The sequence below is a fragment of the Gordonia sp. PvP123 genome (genome assembly GCF_040547295.1).
Lineage (GTDB): Bacteria > Actinomycetota > Actinomycetes > Mycobacteriales > Mycobacteriaceae > Gordonia > Gordonia terrae.
This window is the reverse complement of the sequence record NZ_JBEPPN010000018.1, coordinates 33,621-53,957: the sequence shown is the minus strand read 5'-3', so window position 1 is coordinate 53,957 and position 20,337 is coordinate 33,621. Positions and strand designations below refer to the sequence as shown.

2 protein-coding genes are annotated in these 20,337 nt (G+C 71.0%); both read right to left on the bottom strand.

The genetic code is table 11. The annotated features are described in order from the left end of the window. A partial coding sequence (locus ABIC25_RS24155) for a non-ribosomal peptide synthetase (protein ID WP_354563501.1) occupies positions 1-11,997 on the bottom strand: 11,997 nt, incomplete at its 3' end. Further along, positions 11,994-20,231: an amino acid adenylation domain-containing protein gene (locus tag ABIC25_RS24150; protein WP_502916478.1), complete on the bottom strand. Its 8,238-nt coding sequence runs from the start codon at positions 20,229-20,231 to the stop codon at positions 11,994-11,996. The genes ABIC25_RS24150 and ABIC25_RS24155, both read right to left, overlap by 4 nt. Between the last annotated feature and the right edge of the window lie 106 nt (positions 20,232-20,337).

Below are 20,337 nucleotides of genomic sequence, written 5' to 3'. Positions count from 1 at the left end.
ACCCACCGACAACCCCACCCGCTCAGCAACCACCGACCCCACCGAACGACCCGACCACCCCAACCCCACACCCACACCACGCGACCAACCCTCGACCGTCGAGCGCATGGCCGCCGGCATCGGATCGAGCGCCGCCACCGGCAGCGTCGGATCGTCGAGCACCGCATCCAGAACATCGGTGAGCGTGGCCGCGACCACCTCGGCGACCCCGTCGCCGACGAGGGCCAGGTCCGCCTTGACCGTCAGACAGAGGTCGTCACCCTCCGGCGCGGCGATGAGTGCCAGCGGATAGTGCGTGGCATCGGCGGTGCTCACGTCGCGGATCTCCAGGCCCGAGGTCCGTGACCCCTCCACCACCGTGTCCACGTCGACGGGGTACGACTCGAAGACCACGAGGGTGTCGAAGAGCCTCGGATGCCCCGTCGCGGCGGTGATGTCGCCGAGTCCGACGAACTGGTGGTCCAGCATCCGCGCCCGCGCGCGGTGCAACTCACCGATGAGTCCGGCCAGCGTCTGACGCGGATCGACGTCGGCTGCCACCGGCACGGTGTTGATGAACAGCCCGATCATGCCGTCGGCACCGTCGAGATCGGCGGGCCTCCCCGACACCGTCTCGCCGAAGACGACCCGCTGCTCCCCGGTGAAACGGGACAGCACGATCGACCACGCCGCATACAGCACCGTGCTCGTCGTCGTGCCCAATCGGCGCACGGTTCGTTCCACCGCCGCCCGGCGGTCCGCGGGAACCCGGACGGTCACCCCGTCGCGGCGGGGTCCATCGTCGGCGCCGGGGTGTTCCTGCGGAGCGAGCAGGGTCGGTCCGAAGTCGACGAGATGTTCACGCCAGGCGGCCACGGCGGCCTCGCGGTCGCGTCCGTCGAGCCACGCGAGGTAGGACTCGAAGTCGGCGGCCGGTGTGATCGCCGGCCGGCCCAGATGTGCCGCGAGGAGGTCGGCGACGAGGATCGGGCCCGACCAGCCGTCCAGGATGATGTGGTGCGCGGTGATGACCAGCGTGTGCGCCGGACCCGTCACCGTGTCATGCGACACCGCGGAGAACCGGATGAGCGGCGGGTCGTCCAGTACGAACGGGCGGCGCAGATCCTCGTCGGCGATCCGGACGATCCGCGCTGCCGCCTCGGCCATGCTCAGATCCTGCAGGTCCACCCCACGGAAGTCCGGCTCCGTGACCATGGGATCGTCGCCCGGCGGAACGACCACGACCAGACGGCCGGACGGAGTGCGGGTGAAACCGGAACGCAGGACGCGTTGCCTGGCCAGCAGTTCCCGGATCGCCGGCAGGATGGTGTCGACGGGATGGTTGCCGTCGAACTCGATGATCGACTGGGTGACATAGGGATCGGCGCCGACGAGGCGCTCCGCCTCGTAGAACAGGCCGTGTTGCAATGGCGTCGGCGGCCAGATCGCGTACCCGACGCGCGAGCGTGGGGTGCTCGACCGGGTGGCGAGCACATGGTCGATGTCGGACTGATCCAGCCCGCCGATCACGTCGGTTTCGCTGAGGCCCGGATCACTCACGTCGTCGACATACGCGGCGAGCGACGACAGCGCCGCCTCCCAGCGATCGGCGATACCGGCCAGAGCGGACTCGTCGAGCACTCCCGCCGGCGCGGTGAGGTCCACCCGCAGTTCACGACCGCGTGCAGTCGCCAACGAGCCCGCCGTCACGGTGAGTGCGGCCAGCGCAACCATGTCTCCGCGGACCGACGGTGGAAGCGAGGGCGCGTCCGCCACCGGTGCGAATTCCGTTGCAGCCACGTCGATAACGACATCTCCAGGAACATTCGTCCCACTCGGCCCGCTCCCGGCGCCGGCACCCAGCAGACCCAGATAGTTCACCGTGATCGGCGGGAGGGGCCAACCCCGCAACGGTGAGTCGGGACGCGACCAGCGCAGTGGGCCGAAGGCGATCCCGTTGTCCGGCATGCGGGCCTGGGTGTCCTTGAGCGCTTTGACCATCGCCGCCAGCCGACGACCCGGGGTGGCGTCGGTCTCGACCGGGCCGGTCGAACTCCCGGCCCACGCGACTCCCGGGACATCGACACTCACCGGGACGAACGAGGTGAACCAACCGACCGTCTCGGCCAGGTCGGCGCCGGACGCGATGCTCTCGTCGCGGCCATGGTTCTCGATCATCATCGACACCGGACCCGAGGCCGGCACCGACTCCCGGACCGCGAGCGCGAGCGCTGCGGCCAGCACGGTGTCCGGGCGCGCGCCGAACGACTCGGTGACCGTGCCCAGCACCCGCTCGGCGAGACCGGGCTCGACGCTGCGGATCACCGAGACCGTGGTGGCGAGTCGGTCCCGGGCTCGGTCGATGGCCAATTCCGGCGGCACAGGCGGCAGTTGTCGCGTCCACCAGTCGATCTCCGCTGTCCGGTCGGCGAGTTCGGACAGGACGCCCGACCAGCGCCGGAACGAGGTGCCCGGCGCGGTGAGGGCCGGCGACTCCCCGTTCCGGTACTGCCACCACGCGCGACCCAGACCCGACACGATGGTCGGCCACGACACGGCGTCGACACCGAGGTGGTGGGCCGCGACGAGCACCCGGCCGGTACCGTCGGCGAACCGGACACCGACCGCGGCGAGCAATCGCCCGTCGGCCGGCGACAAGGTCGCGAGAGCTCGCGAATGCGCGGCGCGGATGGCGTCGTCCACCACGGGCGACGAAGTCGTCCCGGCGCCGGGGACGTCGGCACGGTCGAGGATCTCGACCGTGACGTCACCGGGGTCGCCGTCGCCGGCCAGGATCGTCGGCGAGCCATCGGCGTCGAGGCGCAACGACGCGGTGAGCATCGGGTGGGCTGCGGCGACCGCGGTCACCACCGCCCGCATCGCCGGCTCGTCGGCCTCGACAGGAAGTGTGAGCACGGTGCTCTGCGAGAAGTCCGCGATGTCGTCCGGTCCGTCGGCGAGTTCGAGCATCCACGCCGCCCCCGGTGTCAGCTCGACCGGACCGACTGCGCCGCCGGGCAATTCGTCGAGGACAGCGACCGGCTCCGTTCGTGCGGCGCCGGCGAGCTCACGGATCGTCGACGCCGTGAACACATCGCGCGGGGTGAGGTGCAGCCCCGCTGCGCGCAACATCGACGTGAGCCGGATGGACGCGATCGAGTCCCCGCCGAGTTCGAAGAACGAACGGGTCAGCGGCACGTCCTCGAGCCCGAGCACCGACGCGACGATGGCGGCGACCATCTGTTCCGACTCACCGACGGGAGCAGAGTCGCTGTCCTCGGTCCCCGACAACAGATCGAAACGCGGAAGGGGCAGCGACTTGCGGTCCAGTTTGCCGGTGCTGCCGAGCGGGGCCTCGGTCAACGAGACCCAGTGGGCCGGACGCATGTACGCCGGCAGCGACGCGGTCACCGCCTCTCGTGCGCGTCCGACGACCTCATCCCCGTTCGTTCCGCCGCCGTCCGGCGCGATGAGGTAGCCCACCAGGTGTTCCGAACCGCCCGGGGTGCTCGCGACGGTGACCACGGCCTGGCGGACACCGTCGACCGTCGCCAGGACCGCCTCGATCTCACCGAGCTCGATCCGCTGACCGCGGAGTTTGACCTGGAAGTCGCTGCGTCCCAGGTACTCCAGGTCGCCGGAGCGGTTGCGTCGGACCAGATCGCCGGTTCGGTACAGCCGCGCTCCGCCGCCGGCGGGATCGGCGACGAAACGCTCGGCGGTGAGGTCGGGCCGGCCTGCGTAGCCGCGCGCGAGCTGGACACCACCGAGGTACAACTCACCGGTGATGCCGGCGGGCACGGGACGCAGCCGCGCGTCGAGGACGAACGTCCGGGTGTTCCACACCGGTCGTCCGATCGGCACCACCACCGCGTCGGGGTGCGGCGTCGCCGCGGTGACCTCGACGGCGGCTTCGGTCGGACCGAACAGGTTGGAGACGCGAACATGTGGAAGCGCGGCGCGCGTCGACTGCAGCACGGCCGGCGGCAACGCCTCACCGGAGCAGTAGAGGTGGCGCAGGGTCGGCAGAAGTGGGCGCCCGGCGGCGCCGGGAGCGAAGCGAGCGGGCCGAATCGCACCCGCGCCGGGAGCGAAGCGAGCGGGCCGAATCGCACCCGCGCCGGGAGCGGAGCGAGCGGGCTGGAGTTCACCGATGAAAACCGCGAGCAGCGAGGGCACGAAGTGCACCGTGGTGATCTGTTCGGCATCGATGAGGCGCGCCATCGAGTGCGGGTCCAGGTGCGCGTCCTCGGGCGCGATGACCAGCCGGGCGCCGGTCAGCGCGGGGGTCAGCAGTTCGGGCACCGACACGTCGAAGGTGACGGGCGTCTTCAGCAGGATCGAGTCGTCCGGTCCGATCCCGAATTCGTCCACCCCCCACCGCAAGCGGTTCAGCACGGCGCGGTGACCGACCGTGACGCCCTTCGGCCGGCCGGTCGAGCCCGAGGTGAAGATGGTGTAGGCCGCGTGCTCGGGGCGCAGCACCGACCGGCGTTCGTCGTCGGCGACCGGCACCGTGTCGAGGGCGACGGGGCTTCCGGCGTCCACCAGGAGGGTGCGCGGGACAACGCGTGCGGCGGGTACCCGTTCGTCGCATACCAGCGCGATCGTCGCGCGCGAGGTGTCGACCATGTAGCGGACGCGGTCGGCCGGAGCATCGGGTGCCACCGGCATGTACTGTCCGCCGGCGGTGAGGACCGCATGGACCGCGACGACCAGTTCGACCGACCGGGGCATGCACACCACGACGCAGTCCTCCGGGCCGATCCCGAGACCGATGAGTTCCCGTGCGAGAGCGGCCACCCGCGCGGCGAACTCGCGATGGGTGAGAGAGCGCTCGCCGCAGCGCAGCGCGATGGCGTCCGGAGGTCGCAGCTGGTCGGCGGCCGCGATCGCCGCCGGCACCGTGAGGTCCGGCAGGACGACGGCGCGTCCGATCGAGAGCTGTTGCTGGGCCGCGGCTTCGGCCGTCGTGAGGATCGGGATGTCGGCGACCGGGAGGTCCGCGTCGGCGGCGAGGGCGGCGAGGACGGAGGACAGCGCCGAGGAGATGGTCTCCGCGGTCGCCGCGTCGAACAGCGCGGTGGTATAGGTGATCGAGCCGGCCAGCCCGCCGTCCGAGGTCTCGCGGAAGCCGATGGCGAGGTCGAACTTCGCGACGCTGTCCTCGAGTTCGACGAACTCGGCGTCGAGATCGTCGAGTGCACCGAGGGTGGGGTCGCCGTTGACGGTGTGGACGAGCAGGACCTGCGCGAGCGGTTCCACGTTCTCGATCCGCCGCGGGTCGGCGGCGTCGATCACGCGCTCGAACGGGACGTCGGCGTTGTCGAATGCCGCGAGGTCGGCGCTCTTCACCTGCTCGAGCAAGGCGGCGACGGTGAGGTGCGGCTCGACGTCGACCGACAGGACGACGGTGTTGACGAACATGCCGATCAGCTGGTCGATCTCCGCACGGCCGCGGCCGGCGACCGGTGTGGCCACCGCGATCCGGGTCGTCGACGTCATGCGCGCGAGCACCGCGGCGGTGGCCGTGTGGGCCACCATGAACAGGGTGGCGCGTCGGGCCGCTGCTCGCCGCCGCAGTTGCGTGACGGTCGACGCCGGCAGCGACCACCGCACCGTGGCCGCCCGCCCGTCGGGCACGGCGGGACGGGGCCGGTCCGTCGGCAACGGGAGCACGTCGGGCAGGCCGGTGAGCCGTTCGGCCCAGAACCGCAGCTGTCGTGCCATCAGGGATTCGGGGTCGGAGGCGTCACCGAGCCGGTGTCGTTGCCACACCGCGTAATCCGCGTACTGGAACCGCAGGGCCGGCCAGTCGGGCGCCCGACCCGATCGTCGCGCCCGGTAGGCGCGGGCGATCTCCGCCGCCAGCACCGGCGCCGACTCACCGTCGGCGGCGATGTGGTGCAGCGCGATCACGAGTACGTGTTCGGTCGGCGACACGGAGACGATGCGAGCACGCACCGGCAGGTCGACCGTCACGTCGAACGCGGCTGCGACGAGCTCGTGGATCTCCTGGTCCACGACCTCGTCGGACGATGGGACGGCCCGCGGCGTGATCACCGTGTGGCCGATCGAGAGCCGTCCCGCCCAGTCGTCCAGCACGAGCGCCACGGGTTCGACACCGACCGGCACGGCGCCATCGGGCCGTCCGGCCCCGTTCGCCACGGCGTCCGAGGGATCGGCGGCGTCGGCGTCGGGAGTCCCCGTCGGGTAGACCGTGCGCAGCACCTCGTGCCGGTCGACGACATCGAGGATCGCCGCGCGCATCGCGGGCACGTCGAGGTCGCCGCGCAGGCGGACCACGATCGGGATCACGTAGGCGGTCGACTCCGGGTCGAACTGGTTGAGGAACCACATCCGGCGCTGCGCGTACGAGAGGGGCACCGGGTGCGGCCGGCGGATGGCCTCGAGTGCCGGCAGGTCGCTGCCGGCGTGTTCCCCGGCGTCGACGGCAGCGGCCAGCGCGCGGACGGTGGGCGTCTCGAACAGCGCCCGCACCGATATCTCGACCCCGAGTGCGACTCCCAGGCGTGCCATGACCCGGGTCGCCGACAGCGATGTCCCGCCGAGATCGAAGAACGACGCCTCCGCCGACACCTCCTGGGCGTCGAGTCCCAGCACCTGGGCATAGACCGTCGCGACCGTCTGCTCGGTCGCCGTTTCCGGCGGGACGCGGACCTCCCCGCCGAACCGCGGCGTCGGCAGTGCTCTGCTGTCGAGCTTTCCGGTGGCCGTCAGCGGGATCTCGTCGAGCGGCAGGATGGCGGTGGGCACCATGTGGGCGGGCAGCCGACGCGCCGCGTGGGCCGCCACTTCCCCGGGGTCGGGCGCGACGCCGGCGACACCGTGGACCCAGGAGACGAGGACCGTCTCTCCCGACGTCGGGTGCTCGACTCCGGCGGTCGTCGAGAAATCCACCGACTCGTGCTCGCCGAGGACGGCGTCGATCTCACCGAGTTCGATCCGGAAGCCGCGGATCTTGACCTGAAAGTCGCTGCGGCCGAGGAAGTCCAGCGCCCATCGACCGTTTCGCATGCGCCACCGGACGAGGTCCCCGGTGCGGTACATCCGCTCTCCTGGCGCACCGAGCCCGGTGGTTGTGAACGGGGCCGCGACGAACCGTTCGGCGGTGAGCACAGTCTGGCCGAGGTAGCCGGCGGCGAGCGCGGAACCGGCCAGGTACAGCTCACCGGTCACCCCGGCCGGAACGGGATGCAGGCGCGGATCGAGCACCGCGACGGTGATCCCGGCGATCGGACCGCCGATGGTGACCGGTGAGTCCGGGCGCATCGGTTCGGACGACGTCGCCCAGATGGTGGTCTCGGTGGGGCCGTAGAGGTTTCGCATCACGCGACCGGGCGACCAGGCCCGGACCAGTTCCGGCGAGCAGACGTCGCCGGCCACGCAGATGACCTCGAGATCAGGGAAGCCGCCGGCAGACGACACCTCCGACTCCGTGTCGGCGAGCACGTCGGACACCGTCGCCAGCGCGGTCGGGGTGATGGTCGCGTGGGTGACGTGCTCCCGGCGCAGGATCGCCGCGAGTTCGCCGCCGCCCGTCACTCCGTCCGGTACCACGACCATCGTCGATGCGGCCGCCACCGCGACCAGTGTCTCGAAGACCGCGGCGTCGAAACCCGGTGCCGCGAAGCGGAGTACGCGCGCGGACGGCGTGAGTTCGAATCTGAGGCGGGCATCGGCGACCAGGTCGGCCAACCCTCGGTGCGTGACCGCGACGCCTTTCGGCCGGCCCGTCGACCCGGAGGTGAAGATGACGTAGGCGGTCTCGTCGGGTCTTGGACGAGTGGTCGCCTCGACTCCGGTCGAGACGTTCCCGGGCACGCCGCCCCCGGCCCCGTCGATCCCGAGGTGGTCTTCGACGACGATCCATTCCACCGGCGCCGGGAGCGGAGCGAGCGGGCCGAATGACACCGGGCCGGATGGTGACAGCTCGGCGACGACTGCGGCCGAGGTGATCCCGAGGCGCGCGTCGACGGTGTCCAGCATGTGGCGCAGGCGCTCGACCGGCAGGGCGGGATCGATGGGCGCCACGGCCGCACCCGTGCGCGCGATCGCCCAGAACCCGACCATGCCCGCGAGCGATCTCGGTGTGGCCAAGGCGATCACGGTGCCCGGTCCGGCGCCGCGCGCTCGGAGTACGGCGGCCAGCCGTCGCGTCTCGGCGTCGAGGCGGCCATAGGTCAGGTGCCGTCCGTTCTCGGTGACCGCGACGCCGCCGGGGTTCATCGAGATCGCCGCGTCCAACAGGTCTGCCAGGGTCGACCGCGACGACGCCACGCCCGGCGCGGCGACCACCGCGCCGGATTCGTCGTCCCCGGTGGGCAGGTCACCCACTGGCAGGTGCGGGTCGACCGCGGCGGCTCGCGCGAGGGCGACCATCCGCCGGAGGAATGCGTCCACGGTGTCGGCGTCGAACAGGGCGGTCGCATAGGTGATGATCACGCGGGTGTCGTCGTCGGCGGGGCGGCCCGGTTCGTCGAGGACGGTGACCTGCAGGTCGACCTTGGCCGTGGTGACCGGAGCCTCGATCTCGGCGACGACGAGGTCCGGCAACTCGACCGCGGGCCGAGTCGCGTTCTGGAACGCGAGGGCGACCTGGACGAGGGGCGGATGTGCGGTGTTGCGCACCGCGACGACCTCGTCGACGACGGTCTCGAACGGGAGGTCGGCGTGATCGAGTGCGACGACATCGATGTCGCGGATGACGTCGAGCAGGTCGTCGAACGCGACGTCACGAGGCACCCGGCTTCGCAGCGCGAGCGTGTTGACGAACATCCCGATCAGCGGATCCAGATCGCGCTCGCCGCGCCCGGCCACCGGGGTCCCGATGACGATGTCCTCGCCGGCACCGGACCGGACGAGTGTGACCGCGAGCAGCGCGTGGACGACCATGAACATCGTCGCGCCGTGTCGGCCGGCCAGATCTCGCAGACTGTTCCAGGTGACCGCGTCGAACGTCGAGGACACTTCCGCACCCGAGTCGTTGCGGACCGGCGCCCGCGGCCGATCCACCGGCAACTCGATGAGCTCCGGTGCCCCCGCCAGACCGGCGCGCCAGTACTCGAGTTGATGCGCCGCGAGCGACGTGGGATCGGCGGTGTCCCCGAGCCGCTGGTGCTGCCACACCGCGTAGTCGGCGTAATGGACCGGCAGCGGCGCCCAGCCGGGCTCCCGCCCGGCCAGGCGTGCCTCGTAGGCGGTGACGAAGTCGGTGACCATCGGCGCGACCGAACCACCGTCGCTGATGATGTGATGCACCACCAGGACGAGGATCATGTCGTCGTCGGCGACGCGGAGCAGCCGGGCCCGGACCGGCGCGATGTCCTCGAGATCGAAACCCCGGCTGGTGATCTCGGCGATAGTGGCGGAGATGTCGGTCTCGTTTGCGCCGCGCATGTCGATCGGGGGCACCACCCGGACGTCGTGTCGGGCGTCCCCGGCCGGTGCGATCACCTGCTCGGGGACACCGTCCACCGACACGAACCGCGTGCGGAGAACCTCGTGTCGGGCAAGTAGATCCGCGAGCGCGGCGGCGACCACCACCGGGTCCGGGGAACGGCGGCCGGCGCCGGGACCCGGGTCCGGCGCGGCACTCAGTCGGAGGACCGCGGGGATGAGATAACCGGCCCCGCCCGGGTCCAGGGTCTCCAGGAACCAGATACGTCGCTGCGCGGGCGACAGCGGGAGCACCCCGTCGCGGTCGACCCGAGTCAGCGGAATCCGGCGCCGGGTCACCGGATGCGCGGGCGCACCGGACCCCCCGGACTCTCCGTCGTCCTGATCGTCGATGACCGCCGCCAGACCGCGAACCGTGGGATCGGCGAACACCGCTCGCGCGGAGACCGTGGTGTCGAACCGCTCGGTTGCCCGGGCCGCCACCCGGGTTGCGGTCAGTGAGTTTCCGCCGAGATCGAACAGCGAGGTGGTGACTCCGACGTCGCGCACGCCCAGGATCTCGGCGACGAGCTCGGCCAGAGCGGCCTCGGTGGCGGTGGCGGGCGGCTCGGCGACGATCGGGCCGTCGTCCCCGGACGCCGGGTCGGGCAGGGCGCCTCGATCGAGCTTGCCGTTCACGGTGAGCGGGAGTCGCGGAAGCCGGACGAACCGGGTGGGCACCATGTAGTCGGGCACCGCCGTCGCGAGTCGCGCTCGGATCTCGTTCTCCGGCAGCGTCATCGCCCCGACGGAAGACGAGCCGTGGACACCGGCGGTGGCCGGTTCGCCGCTTCCGTCGGTGGCCACCAGGTAGCCGACGAGGTGTTCGGTGTCCCCGAGCGTGCGGATGTCCGCCCCCGCCGCATCGACACCGTCGAGCGCCGACATCGCCGATTCCACCTCGCCGAGTTCGATGCGGAAGCCGCGGAGTTTCACCTGGCCGTCGCGTCGTCCCACGAATTCGATGGACCCGTTGCGGGACACACCGACGTCGCCCGTGCGATACATCCGGCCACCCGGCGGACCGAACGGATCAGCGACGTACCGCGTGGACGTCTGACCGTGCCGGTGCAGAAATCCACGGGTGACCTGCGTGCCCGAGACGTACAGTTCGCCGGGCACCCCGTCGGGCACCGGGGCGAGCCGACCGTCGAGCACGTGCACCCGCGAACCGAGCAGCGGCGTCCCGATGTCCGAGGCGGTCGCCCCGTCGACGAACGCACGCGTCAGTTCGCGGCGGGTCATGTAGACGGTCGTCTCGGTGGGACCGTACATGTTGTTCAGCTGCGGACCCGCGGCGTCGGCGCCGGGACGGGTCGCCGACCCGTCGTCGGCCCGGTCCGACTGCCACTTCCGCACCTGCTCGTAGTCGAGCAGCTCTCCCGAGAAGTGCAGTCGCCGAACGGAGTCGGGCAACCGTCGACCATGGGGCGGGCGAACGACCGCGGCGAACTGATAGAACGACGACGGGGTGAAGTTGACGATCGTGACCCCGTGCCGGTCGAAGGCCTCGACCACGTCGTCGGGGGCGCGTGTCGTCGCGTGATCGAGTACGAGGAGATGTCCACCGGCGCGCAGGGCGGCCCAGATCTCACCCACCGACACGTCGAACGCGTAGGAGTGGAACAACGACCACACGTCCTCGGGAGTGCTCTCCACGACGGTGTCGAGGGCTGCCAGCAGCGACACCACGTTGTCGTGGGTGACGACGACGCCCTTCGGCCGTCCGGTGGATCCGGAGGTGTACATCACGTACGCGCACGCCTGCGGACTCACATGATCCGGCAGCGGGGACGGCGATGCACCGCCCGCGCGGATCTCGTGCTGCGCCAACAGGTCCTGCGGTGTGCACAGCGGCGCGGACATCCCCGCCCAGGCCTCGACCGTCTCGGCGTCGGCCAGCACGACCACCGGCGACGCGTCCTCGACGATCCCGGTCAGCCGCGCGACCGGGTGGGTGCGATCGAGGGGCAGATAGGCCGCGCCGGTCCGCAGTACCGCCAGCAGCGCCACGACGAGGTCCGCCGATCGCGGCAGCGCGACGCCCACGAGGGTCTCGGGTCCCGCACCGCGGGCGACGAGGGCCGAGGCCATCTGCTCCGACCGCTCGTCGAGTTCCCGGTAGGTGAGCGACGCCCCGTCGAGGTCGGTGAGGGCGACGGCGTCGGCCCGCCGCCGCGCGGCGATCCGGAAGAGTCCCGGTAGCGATTCGCGGTCACCGACACCCAGGATCCCGTCGAAACGGCGGTCGAGTTCGACGACGATCTCCGCGGCCGCGGCGGCGAGCTGCGAACCACTCAGCCCGGCGCGTGGCATGAGCGCGGTCACCGTCGCACGCAGGGCGGCGTCGGGCGCGACACCCCGTCGGGCCAGGGTGATCGCCGACGCCGACACCCTGCGGTGAAGGGCACGGAACGACACCGGGCCGGCCACACCGGTCATCGCGACGTCGTCGCCCGCATGGGTCGCGGCGAGCGCGAGCGAGCGCAGCGCCGACGGACGCGGCGACGACGGGGCGGACCCCGTCGAGGCGCGGGGAATCGAGGTGTCCGACGTCACGCGGGTCCCACACGATTTCGCGGGACCGCACCCGATCCGGCATCCGCGTCCCGTCGCAGCACGGCGTCGGCAGCGGTTCGCACGCTTTCGAAGACGTCGTCGATCGACCGGTCGGCGTCGGCCAGAAGCGTTGCCACGGCGATCGTCAGCGCCTCCGCCGGATCATCGTCGGGAACCGAGATCGACATCGCCACAGCGGTTGCCTCGAGATCGGCAAAGGTCACCTGCGGCGCCCCCGCGACACCGATGACGGTGTCGGGAGCGACGGCCGCCACCTCCGACACGATCTCGTACAGCGGACGCGCGTCCTCGGCCTCGCCGGGGCCCGGCGTCGCCTCCTCCCAGAGCGCGAGGTCCCCGACCGCGATGTCGGGCCGCGACACGATGTCGGTCAACAGATTCCGGTAGCGCTCGGCGAACAGCGCCACCGTGCCCGGGTCGAACAGATCGGTGTCGAAGGCGATCTGCCCGCCGAGGGCACCGTTTCGGTCGACGCCGTCCGGATCACCGGGATAGAGCATGACCTCGAGATCCACCTTGGCCGGGAACGAGGCGGGCAACCGCGGGCGGACGTGCAGACCGTCGAGTTCGACGTCCGGGAACTCGAGGTTCTGATACGCGATCATCACCGAGAACAACGGATTACGGCGTCCGCGACGCACCGCCCCGCGGTCGGCGCGGGCAAGGTGATCGACGATCTCGTCGAAAGACACGTCGGTGTGCCCCAGGTCGGCGAAGTCGTCGGTGTGCACTCGCCGCAACAGGTCCGCGAACGGCTCGTCCAGGCGCAGCCGCGTCCGCAGTGGCACCGTGGTCGCGAGCATTCCCACCATGTCGGTCAGGGCGGGATCATCGCGGCCGGCGAACGGGGTGCCGATGACGATGTCGTCGCTGCCCGACAGCCGCCCGATCAGGACCGCGAGCGCCGCATGCAGGACGGCGAACTGGGTCGTGTTGCCCACCCGGGCCATCTGGCGGAGCATCGTCGCCGTCGACGACGGGATGTCGAGATCGACGACGCCGCCGACGTGGCGGGGCTCCACGGGGCGCGGCCGGTCGGTCGGGATCGTCGCCGGCTCCCCCACCCGGTCGAGACGCCGCCCCCAGTATTCGAGTTGCCGCTGCCGTTCGGTCATCCCATCGGGCCGCACGGTCTGCAGGCGCTCGGCATGCCAGATCGCATAGTCCGCGAACTGCACGCGTTGCCCGACGACGCTCCCCGATCCCGACCTGCCCGAGATCCGGGTGGCATAGAACTCGGCGAGGTCGCGAGCGAGCGGGGCGAGCGATCCCCCGTCGGCGTTGATGTGGTGCACGACGAACACCAGCACGTGTCGGTCGGCGCTCAGTCGCAGGATCGTCGCGCGGACGGCCGGGGGGCCGGTCAGATCGAATCCGGCGTCGACGACCGCGGCTACCTCGGTGCCCACCCGGTCTCCGTCGGTCGAGTCGAGCCGGTCCCCGGCGAGATCGACCAGCGGAATCCGCAACGCGTGCACCGCATCTGCGGCCGGGATGATGAGCTGCACCGGGGCGCCGTCGTGCAACGGGTAGCGAGTCCGGAGCGACTCGTGACGGGCAACGAGATCGCCCACCGCACCGGTGAGGGCGGGGACGTCCAACCGGCCGTCGAGTTCCAGGGTCAGCCCGACGTTGTACGCGGGCGACGCCGGATCGATCTGGTTGATCGACCACAGCCCGCGTTGCACTCCGGTGAGGTCGACGACATGGGTGCGGTCACGCGGCGTCAGCATCCGGCCGGCCGCCCGATCGGCTGTGGCGACCGCCGCCACGAAATCCGCCACGGTGGGATTCTCGAAGAGCGCCGACATCGGCACGCGACGTCCGATGTGCTGTTCGACGCGATAGGCGACCTTGGTCGCCGACAGCGAGCTGCCACCGAGTTCGAAGAACCCGTCGTGGACGCTCACCTCCCGCACGCCTAGCACATCGGCGAAGATCTGCGCCACCACGCCCTCGAGCCGGCTGCGTGGCGCGACGTACTCACGGGCGGGTGAGATCTCCACCGCGGGCAGAGCACGCCGGTCGACCTTCCCGGTCCGGGTCATCGGCAACTCGTCGAGCACGACCACGGTGTGGGGCACGAGGTGTGCCGGGAGACGAGCAGCCGCGTGGTCGAGGATGTGCTCGGGTGCCGGCAGCCGGTCAGGTGGGGCGGTCACATACGACACCAGGACCGTCTCCCCCGCCGGCGTCGAAGTCCCGACGGTCACCGCGGTCTCCACATCGAGGTGGCTCGCGAGGACGCCGTCGACCTCGCCGGGTTCGACCCGCATACCGCGGATCTTGATCTGGAAGTCGTTGCGGCCGTGGTAGACGATGTCACCGGACGGTGTCCGGGTGACGAGGTCGCCGGTGCGGTACATCCGGCCCCCCTCGTCGAACGGATCGGCCACGAAGCGTGCCGCCGTCAGTCCGGGACGAGCGTGGTAGCCGCGCCCGAGCGCCCGTCCCGACAGATACAGCTCGCCGAGAACGCCGTTCGGCACCGGACGCAGACACGCATCGAGGACCTTGACGCCCACTCCGGAGATCGGTCCACCGATGGTCACCGGTTCCGCGGGCCGCAGCGGTTCGGAGACGGTGGCCCAGATGGTGGTCTCGCTGGGGCCGTACAGATTCAGCAGCGGGCGACCCGCCGCGTGCCATCTCGAGACCAGCTCCGGCGGGCAGGCCTCGCCCGCCACCATCACGACCGCGAGTTCGGGCACCGCTGCGGGATCGAGGGTGGCGAGCGCGGTGGGGGTCATGATCGTGTGGGTGACCCGATGCCGGGCGATGACGTTCTCGAGTTCGGGGCCCGCGAAGACATCGGGTGGGCTGATCACCAGCTGCGCCCCCGAACACACCGCGAAGACGATCTCCCAGACCGCGACATCGAATCCCGATGCGGCGACGTGGAGTATGCGCGCGTCCGGGGTCGCGCCCAGCCGGTCCTGCTGCTCGGCGACCAGCTCGGCGAATCCGGCGTGGGTCAACGTGGCCGCCTTCGGACGGCCGGTGGAGCCCGAGGTGAACTGCAGATAGGCGACGTCGTCGAGGGAGATGGGCCGGACCCGCTCGGCATCGGCCACCGGATACGTCGGCCGTCCCGCGATGCCCAGATCCACCTCGAGATCGTCCAGGACGAGGCGGGCGACCGTGGACGGGATCGTCGACGCCCCGGCGCCGGGCGAGCCGCCGTCGTCCCCGTCCGGCGCCTGCGCCGTGATCAGAAGTACCGCCCCACTGTCGGCGAGCATCGTGGCGCGGCGCGCGACGGGCAGACGGGAATCGATCATCACGAAGGCGGCACCGCTCATCGCCACCCCCAGCACGGCCAAGACCGACCGGGTTGACCGCGGAATACTCAGGGCGACGACGTCACCCGGACCGATGCCGCGCGCGATCAGGACCCGGGCGAGCTGATGGGCGGTGGTCGCGATCTCCGACCAGCGCAGGACACTGTCCCCGATCAGGGCCGGCGCGCCGGGGTCGGCGCGGGCGAGACCGCGCGCCAGCAGACCGGCGAGCGTCTGTTCCGGACGCGCGCCGCGGGCCGGCGACGCCAGGGGGCGCGTCTCGTTCGGCCGCAGCAGGTCGATCGACCCGATGGTCCGGGACGACTGCCCCACCATCTGTGCCAGGACGAACTCGAGCCGCGCTGCCATCTCCCGCACCGTGGCGGCGTCGAAGAGATCGGTGGCATAGGCGATTTCGATGTCGTAACGATCGGCGTGATCGGTCACCGAGACGGTCACGTCGTACTTCGCGGACGGTACCCGCGCATCGAGGATCGCCGCGGACCCGGTCCAGTGCGCCAGCTCGGCCAACTGGTCGGGCTGTACCGTCAGCGCGACCTGGAACAGCGGCGAGTGCGCGGGTGATCGATGGGGCGCGACGGCGTCCACGACCCGCTCGAACGGGACATCGGCGCAACTCATCGCGCGGGCGCAGCGGCGATGGGCAGCGGTGACGAACTCGGCGACGGTGTCCGCCGGATTCACGGTCGTTCGCAACACGACGGTGTTGACGAACATCCCGACCAGGTCGGCGACCGCCGGATCGTCTCGGCCGGCGACCGCGGTCCCGATGCTCACGTCGTCGGTCGCGGCGAGCCGGCCCAGCGTGATCGCCAGGGCGGACTGGAACACCGCGAACGGGGTGGCCGACAACGATCTCGCGAGCTGCCGGATACCGGCGGTCAGCTCCGGGCCGAGCACGGTGTCGACGTGCGCTCCGCTGCTCGACATCACCCGGGGACGCGGCCGATCGGTGGGCAGCTGCAACAGGTCCGGCGCCCCACGCAACTCCGTACGCCAGAACTCCAGACCCTCGATCAGTGCCGGCGACGGCGACTCCGGCGTGCCGAGCGTCTCGGCACGCTCGACGGCGACATCGGCGTACTGCAACGGCAAGGGCGCGAAATCCGGCACCTCACCCGTACGCCGACTGTCGTACGCGGTCATCAGATCTCGCAGCAACGGCCGGAGCGAATGCCCGTCGGCCGCGATGTGATGCACCACCAGCACGATGACATCGCCGTCCGGATGACCCGTCACCACCCGGTACCGGAACGGGATCTCCTCGGCCAGGTCGAATCCCACCTCCGTGACCGCCGAGAACGCAGCGGCCAGATCAGTCCCGCTCGCTCCGCTCCCGGCGACGGTCACACCAGTCCCGCTCGCTCCGCTCCCGGCGACGGTCACACCAAGGCGATCGGCGGCCACCTGCAGATCCAGGATTCGTTGCTCGGGCTCCCCGTCGACGACGGGGAACACGGTACGCAGGATCTCGTGCCGATCCACGACATCCAGGACGGCGCGGTGCAGGGCGGCGGTATCGACCGGATCCGTCAGGCGCAGCGCCCCCGACATGTTGTAGGTCGACTCGGCCGGCGACATCCGGTTGATGAACCACAGCCGGGTCTGCGCCTGCGACAGCGGGATTCGTGCCGGCCGCGGCATCGACCGCGTCTGTCTCGGGGCGGCCTGGTCGGACTCCGGGATGACCACCGCACGCGAGGCGAGATCGGCGAGGTCGACTGCCTCGAAGACATCGGTGAGGGCGATCCCGAGCCCGTGGTCGACGCGTGCGCGCGACACCATCCGGGCGGCGAGCAGCGAGTCGGAGCCCAGCGCGAACAGGTTGTCCGAGACGCTGACCCCGTCGCGGCCGAGCGCCTCCTCGACAAGCCCCACGAGCGCCCGCTCCGCAGGCGTGTGCGGCGGCCGGAAACCGGTTGCGCCGGAACCGAGTACCGGGACCGGCAGGGCGCGCTGGTCGAGCTTCCCCGATCTGGTCGTCGGAAACGAGTCGAGCAGGACCACCCCGAGCGGAACCATGTGGCCGGGGAGCCGCCGCCGGCAGTGTGCGCGGACAGCCTCGGCGTCCAGCACGCCGCCGACAGTGCCCGACAACACCTCCCGCCGAGCGCGCACGTAGGCGACCAGAACCGGCGCGGGCCCGAGATCGTGCCGTGCGACGACCGCGACCGCATCGACGCCCGGAAGCGTGGCGATCACCGCCTCGACCTCGCCGGGTTCCACCCGCCGGCCCCGGATCTTGATTTGTTGATCGGTCCGTCCGAGGTACTCCAGCTCGCCGTCGCCGGTCCATCGGACCAGATCACCGGTGCGATACATCCGCGCACCCGCGGTGCCCTGCGGATCGGCCACGAACCTGGCAGACGTCTGACCCGGGGCGCCGACATAACAGTTCGCCAATTGCGCACCCACCAGGTGCAACTCGCCGGCGACGCCGACCGGGACCGGACGCAACCGGGCGTCGAGCACCCGGACCACGGTGCCCGGCACCGGACGACCGATCGGCACGACCGCACGATCCGTCGTGATCCTCTGGGCGGTCACGTCGATCGCGGCCTCGGTCGGTCCGTACAGATTCACCAGTCCGGCGCGACTCGACGACCGTGCCCGATGGGCGAGCCGCGCGGGCAACGCCTCCCCGGAGGTGAACAGCCAGCGCACCTGATCGGGCAGCGAGACGCGTTGATACGGTGCGGCCTCGCGTGGGCCCGGGGCACCGGCCGTCTGCCGATCCTCGCGCTCCGGTCCGAGCGCCACGTCGAGGTAGGCGTCGAGCATGGACGGCACGAAGTGCACGACGGTGACCCCCGACCGTGCGATGAGGTCGCGAAGATAGGCGGGGTCGCGATGCCCACCCGGTGCCGCGATCACCATCCGCGCTCCGACGCGCAACGGCCACAGCAACTCCCAGACCGATACGTCGAACGTCGCCGGGGTCTTGTACAGCACGGCATCACCGGCAGCGATCGGGTGGTCGTGCTGCATCCAGGCGAGGCGTTGCCCGATCGCCCGATGATCGATCTCGACGCCCTTGGGGACGCCAGTCGATCCCGAGGTGAAGATGACATAGGCGGGCAGGCCGGCCGGAGCCCGCCGGCCACGGTGCGCCGGTGTCGGCCCATCCGGACGAGGAGAGTCACGACGCCGGGAGCGAGGCGAATCGTGCCCCGGGCCGACGTCGGCGACGAACTGCGCGTCGACGATGAGCGACGGTCCGACCGCTGCGGTGATCGCCCGGCGACGTTCCTCCGGCTCGGCCGGGTCGAGCGGCACGTAGGCCGCACCCAGCGAGATGGCGGCGTAGACGGCGCACACCTGCTCGATCGACCGGTCCAGCGCAACGACGACCCGGTCACCGCGCCGCACGCCCCGCTCCGCGAACCGATCTGCGAATTCCGCACAGGCACGCTCGAACTCGCGATAGGTCAGGGTGGTGTCACCGAACGTCACCGCGGGTGCGTCGGGTGTCGAGTCGACCTGGCGATCGAAGGCGGCCAGTACGTGCTCGTCGCCGACGACGATCGCCGGTCCGCCGGAACCGAGGCGGTCCACCGTCGCCGACTCCCCGGCCATCAGGAGCTCGAGGTCTGCGACGGGTCGGCGCGGCTCGGTCACGAACTGCGTGAGCAGGTGCAACAGTCGCCTGCGGTGCATGTCGAGTTCGGCCGGCTCGTACAGGTTGGGGTTCGCGTGCAGACCCACTTCGAGCGGCGCGTCCGGGCCGGCCGCGAAGACGTTCATCACGAGGTCTTCCACCATGCCGGCGGACAACATGTGGTAGCGCACGCGAGCGCCGTCGATCACGATCGGCTTGTCGAACAGCAGCAGGTTGACCAGCGGACCGAAACTCGTGCCGAGGGTGTCACCGAATCCGGCTGCCGCCCTGATGTCCTCGGAGCGATAGCGCTGGTGGCGGAGACCCGCGGTGATCTCCGCGGTCACGGCCGAGACGACGTCGGCACATGTCGCCGTGGCGATCCCGTTCACGCGCAGGGGCAGCATGTTGGAGACCATCCCGGCCGAGTGCCGGATGCGCGCCGTCGTCCGCGCGGTCACCGGGAGGCTGAGGACGATGTCGTCGTTTCCGGACATGCGGGCGAGGAACGCGGCGAACGCGGCGGTGAGGATGGCGGCGACCGAGGCGTCGAGGTCCCGGGCACATCTCCGCAGCGCATCGTCGAGTTCGGGACCGAGCAGGCCGGCGGAGACGACCGTCTCGTTGCGGACCCCGGTGGTCGCGGGATGCGCGGCCAGGCTCACCCGCTCGGGGAGTCCGGCGGCGCGCTCGGACCAGAATTTTCGATCCTTCTCGAACCGCGTGCTCTGCCGGTACGCGGCGTCGTCGGCGACCACCTCGGCGATGCCGGCGCGACGCACCGGACGGTGACCGATCCGCGCGGGTGCGGAGGCGGTGGGGTCGGCCCCGCCGCCGGGCTCCCGGTGCTGGTTGTACTGCTCGACGGCCTCGTGCAGGCACATCAGCGCGCCGTATCCGTCGAAGGCGATGTGGTGCCCGCGCATGTACCAGTAGGTGCGATCGTCGGTGACCCGGATGAACGCGGCGACGGCGACCGGGTCGGCGAGCAGGTCGACGGACCGCTGATGGTCGGTGCGCATCCACTCCTCGGCGGCCGCTTCGGGATCCGGTTCGGCCCGCAGGTCGACGTCGATGACGTCGAAGGGGACGGAGTAATCGATGTACTGCTGAGGGGTGCCGTCGACCTCGGTGACGCGGGTGTATGCCGTCTGGAGGTCGCGCGCCGCCTCGAGGACGCCGCGGCGGAACAGTTCGCGATCGAACGGGCGCCCGTCGTCGATGATGTCGAGGTAGTGCGCGACCGTCACCGAGTGGTCGTCGACGAGGTTCTCGGCAAACCACATGGCGCGTTGCGCCGCGGTCAGATCCAGCAGATCAACCCCTTCAGGCGCTCGGGGTGTCCCCGGGCGCCTATCTCCCCCAGTCCCATCTCGGTGGGACGCAGTGTCATCCATGCCTCGTCCGACGTCGGTTTCG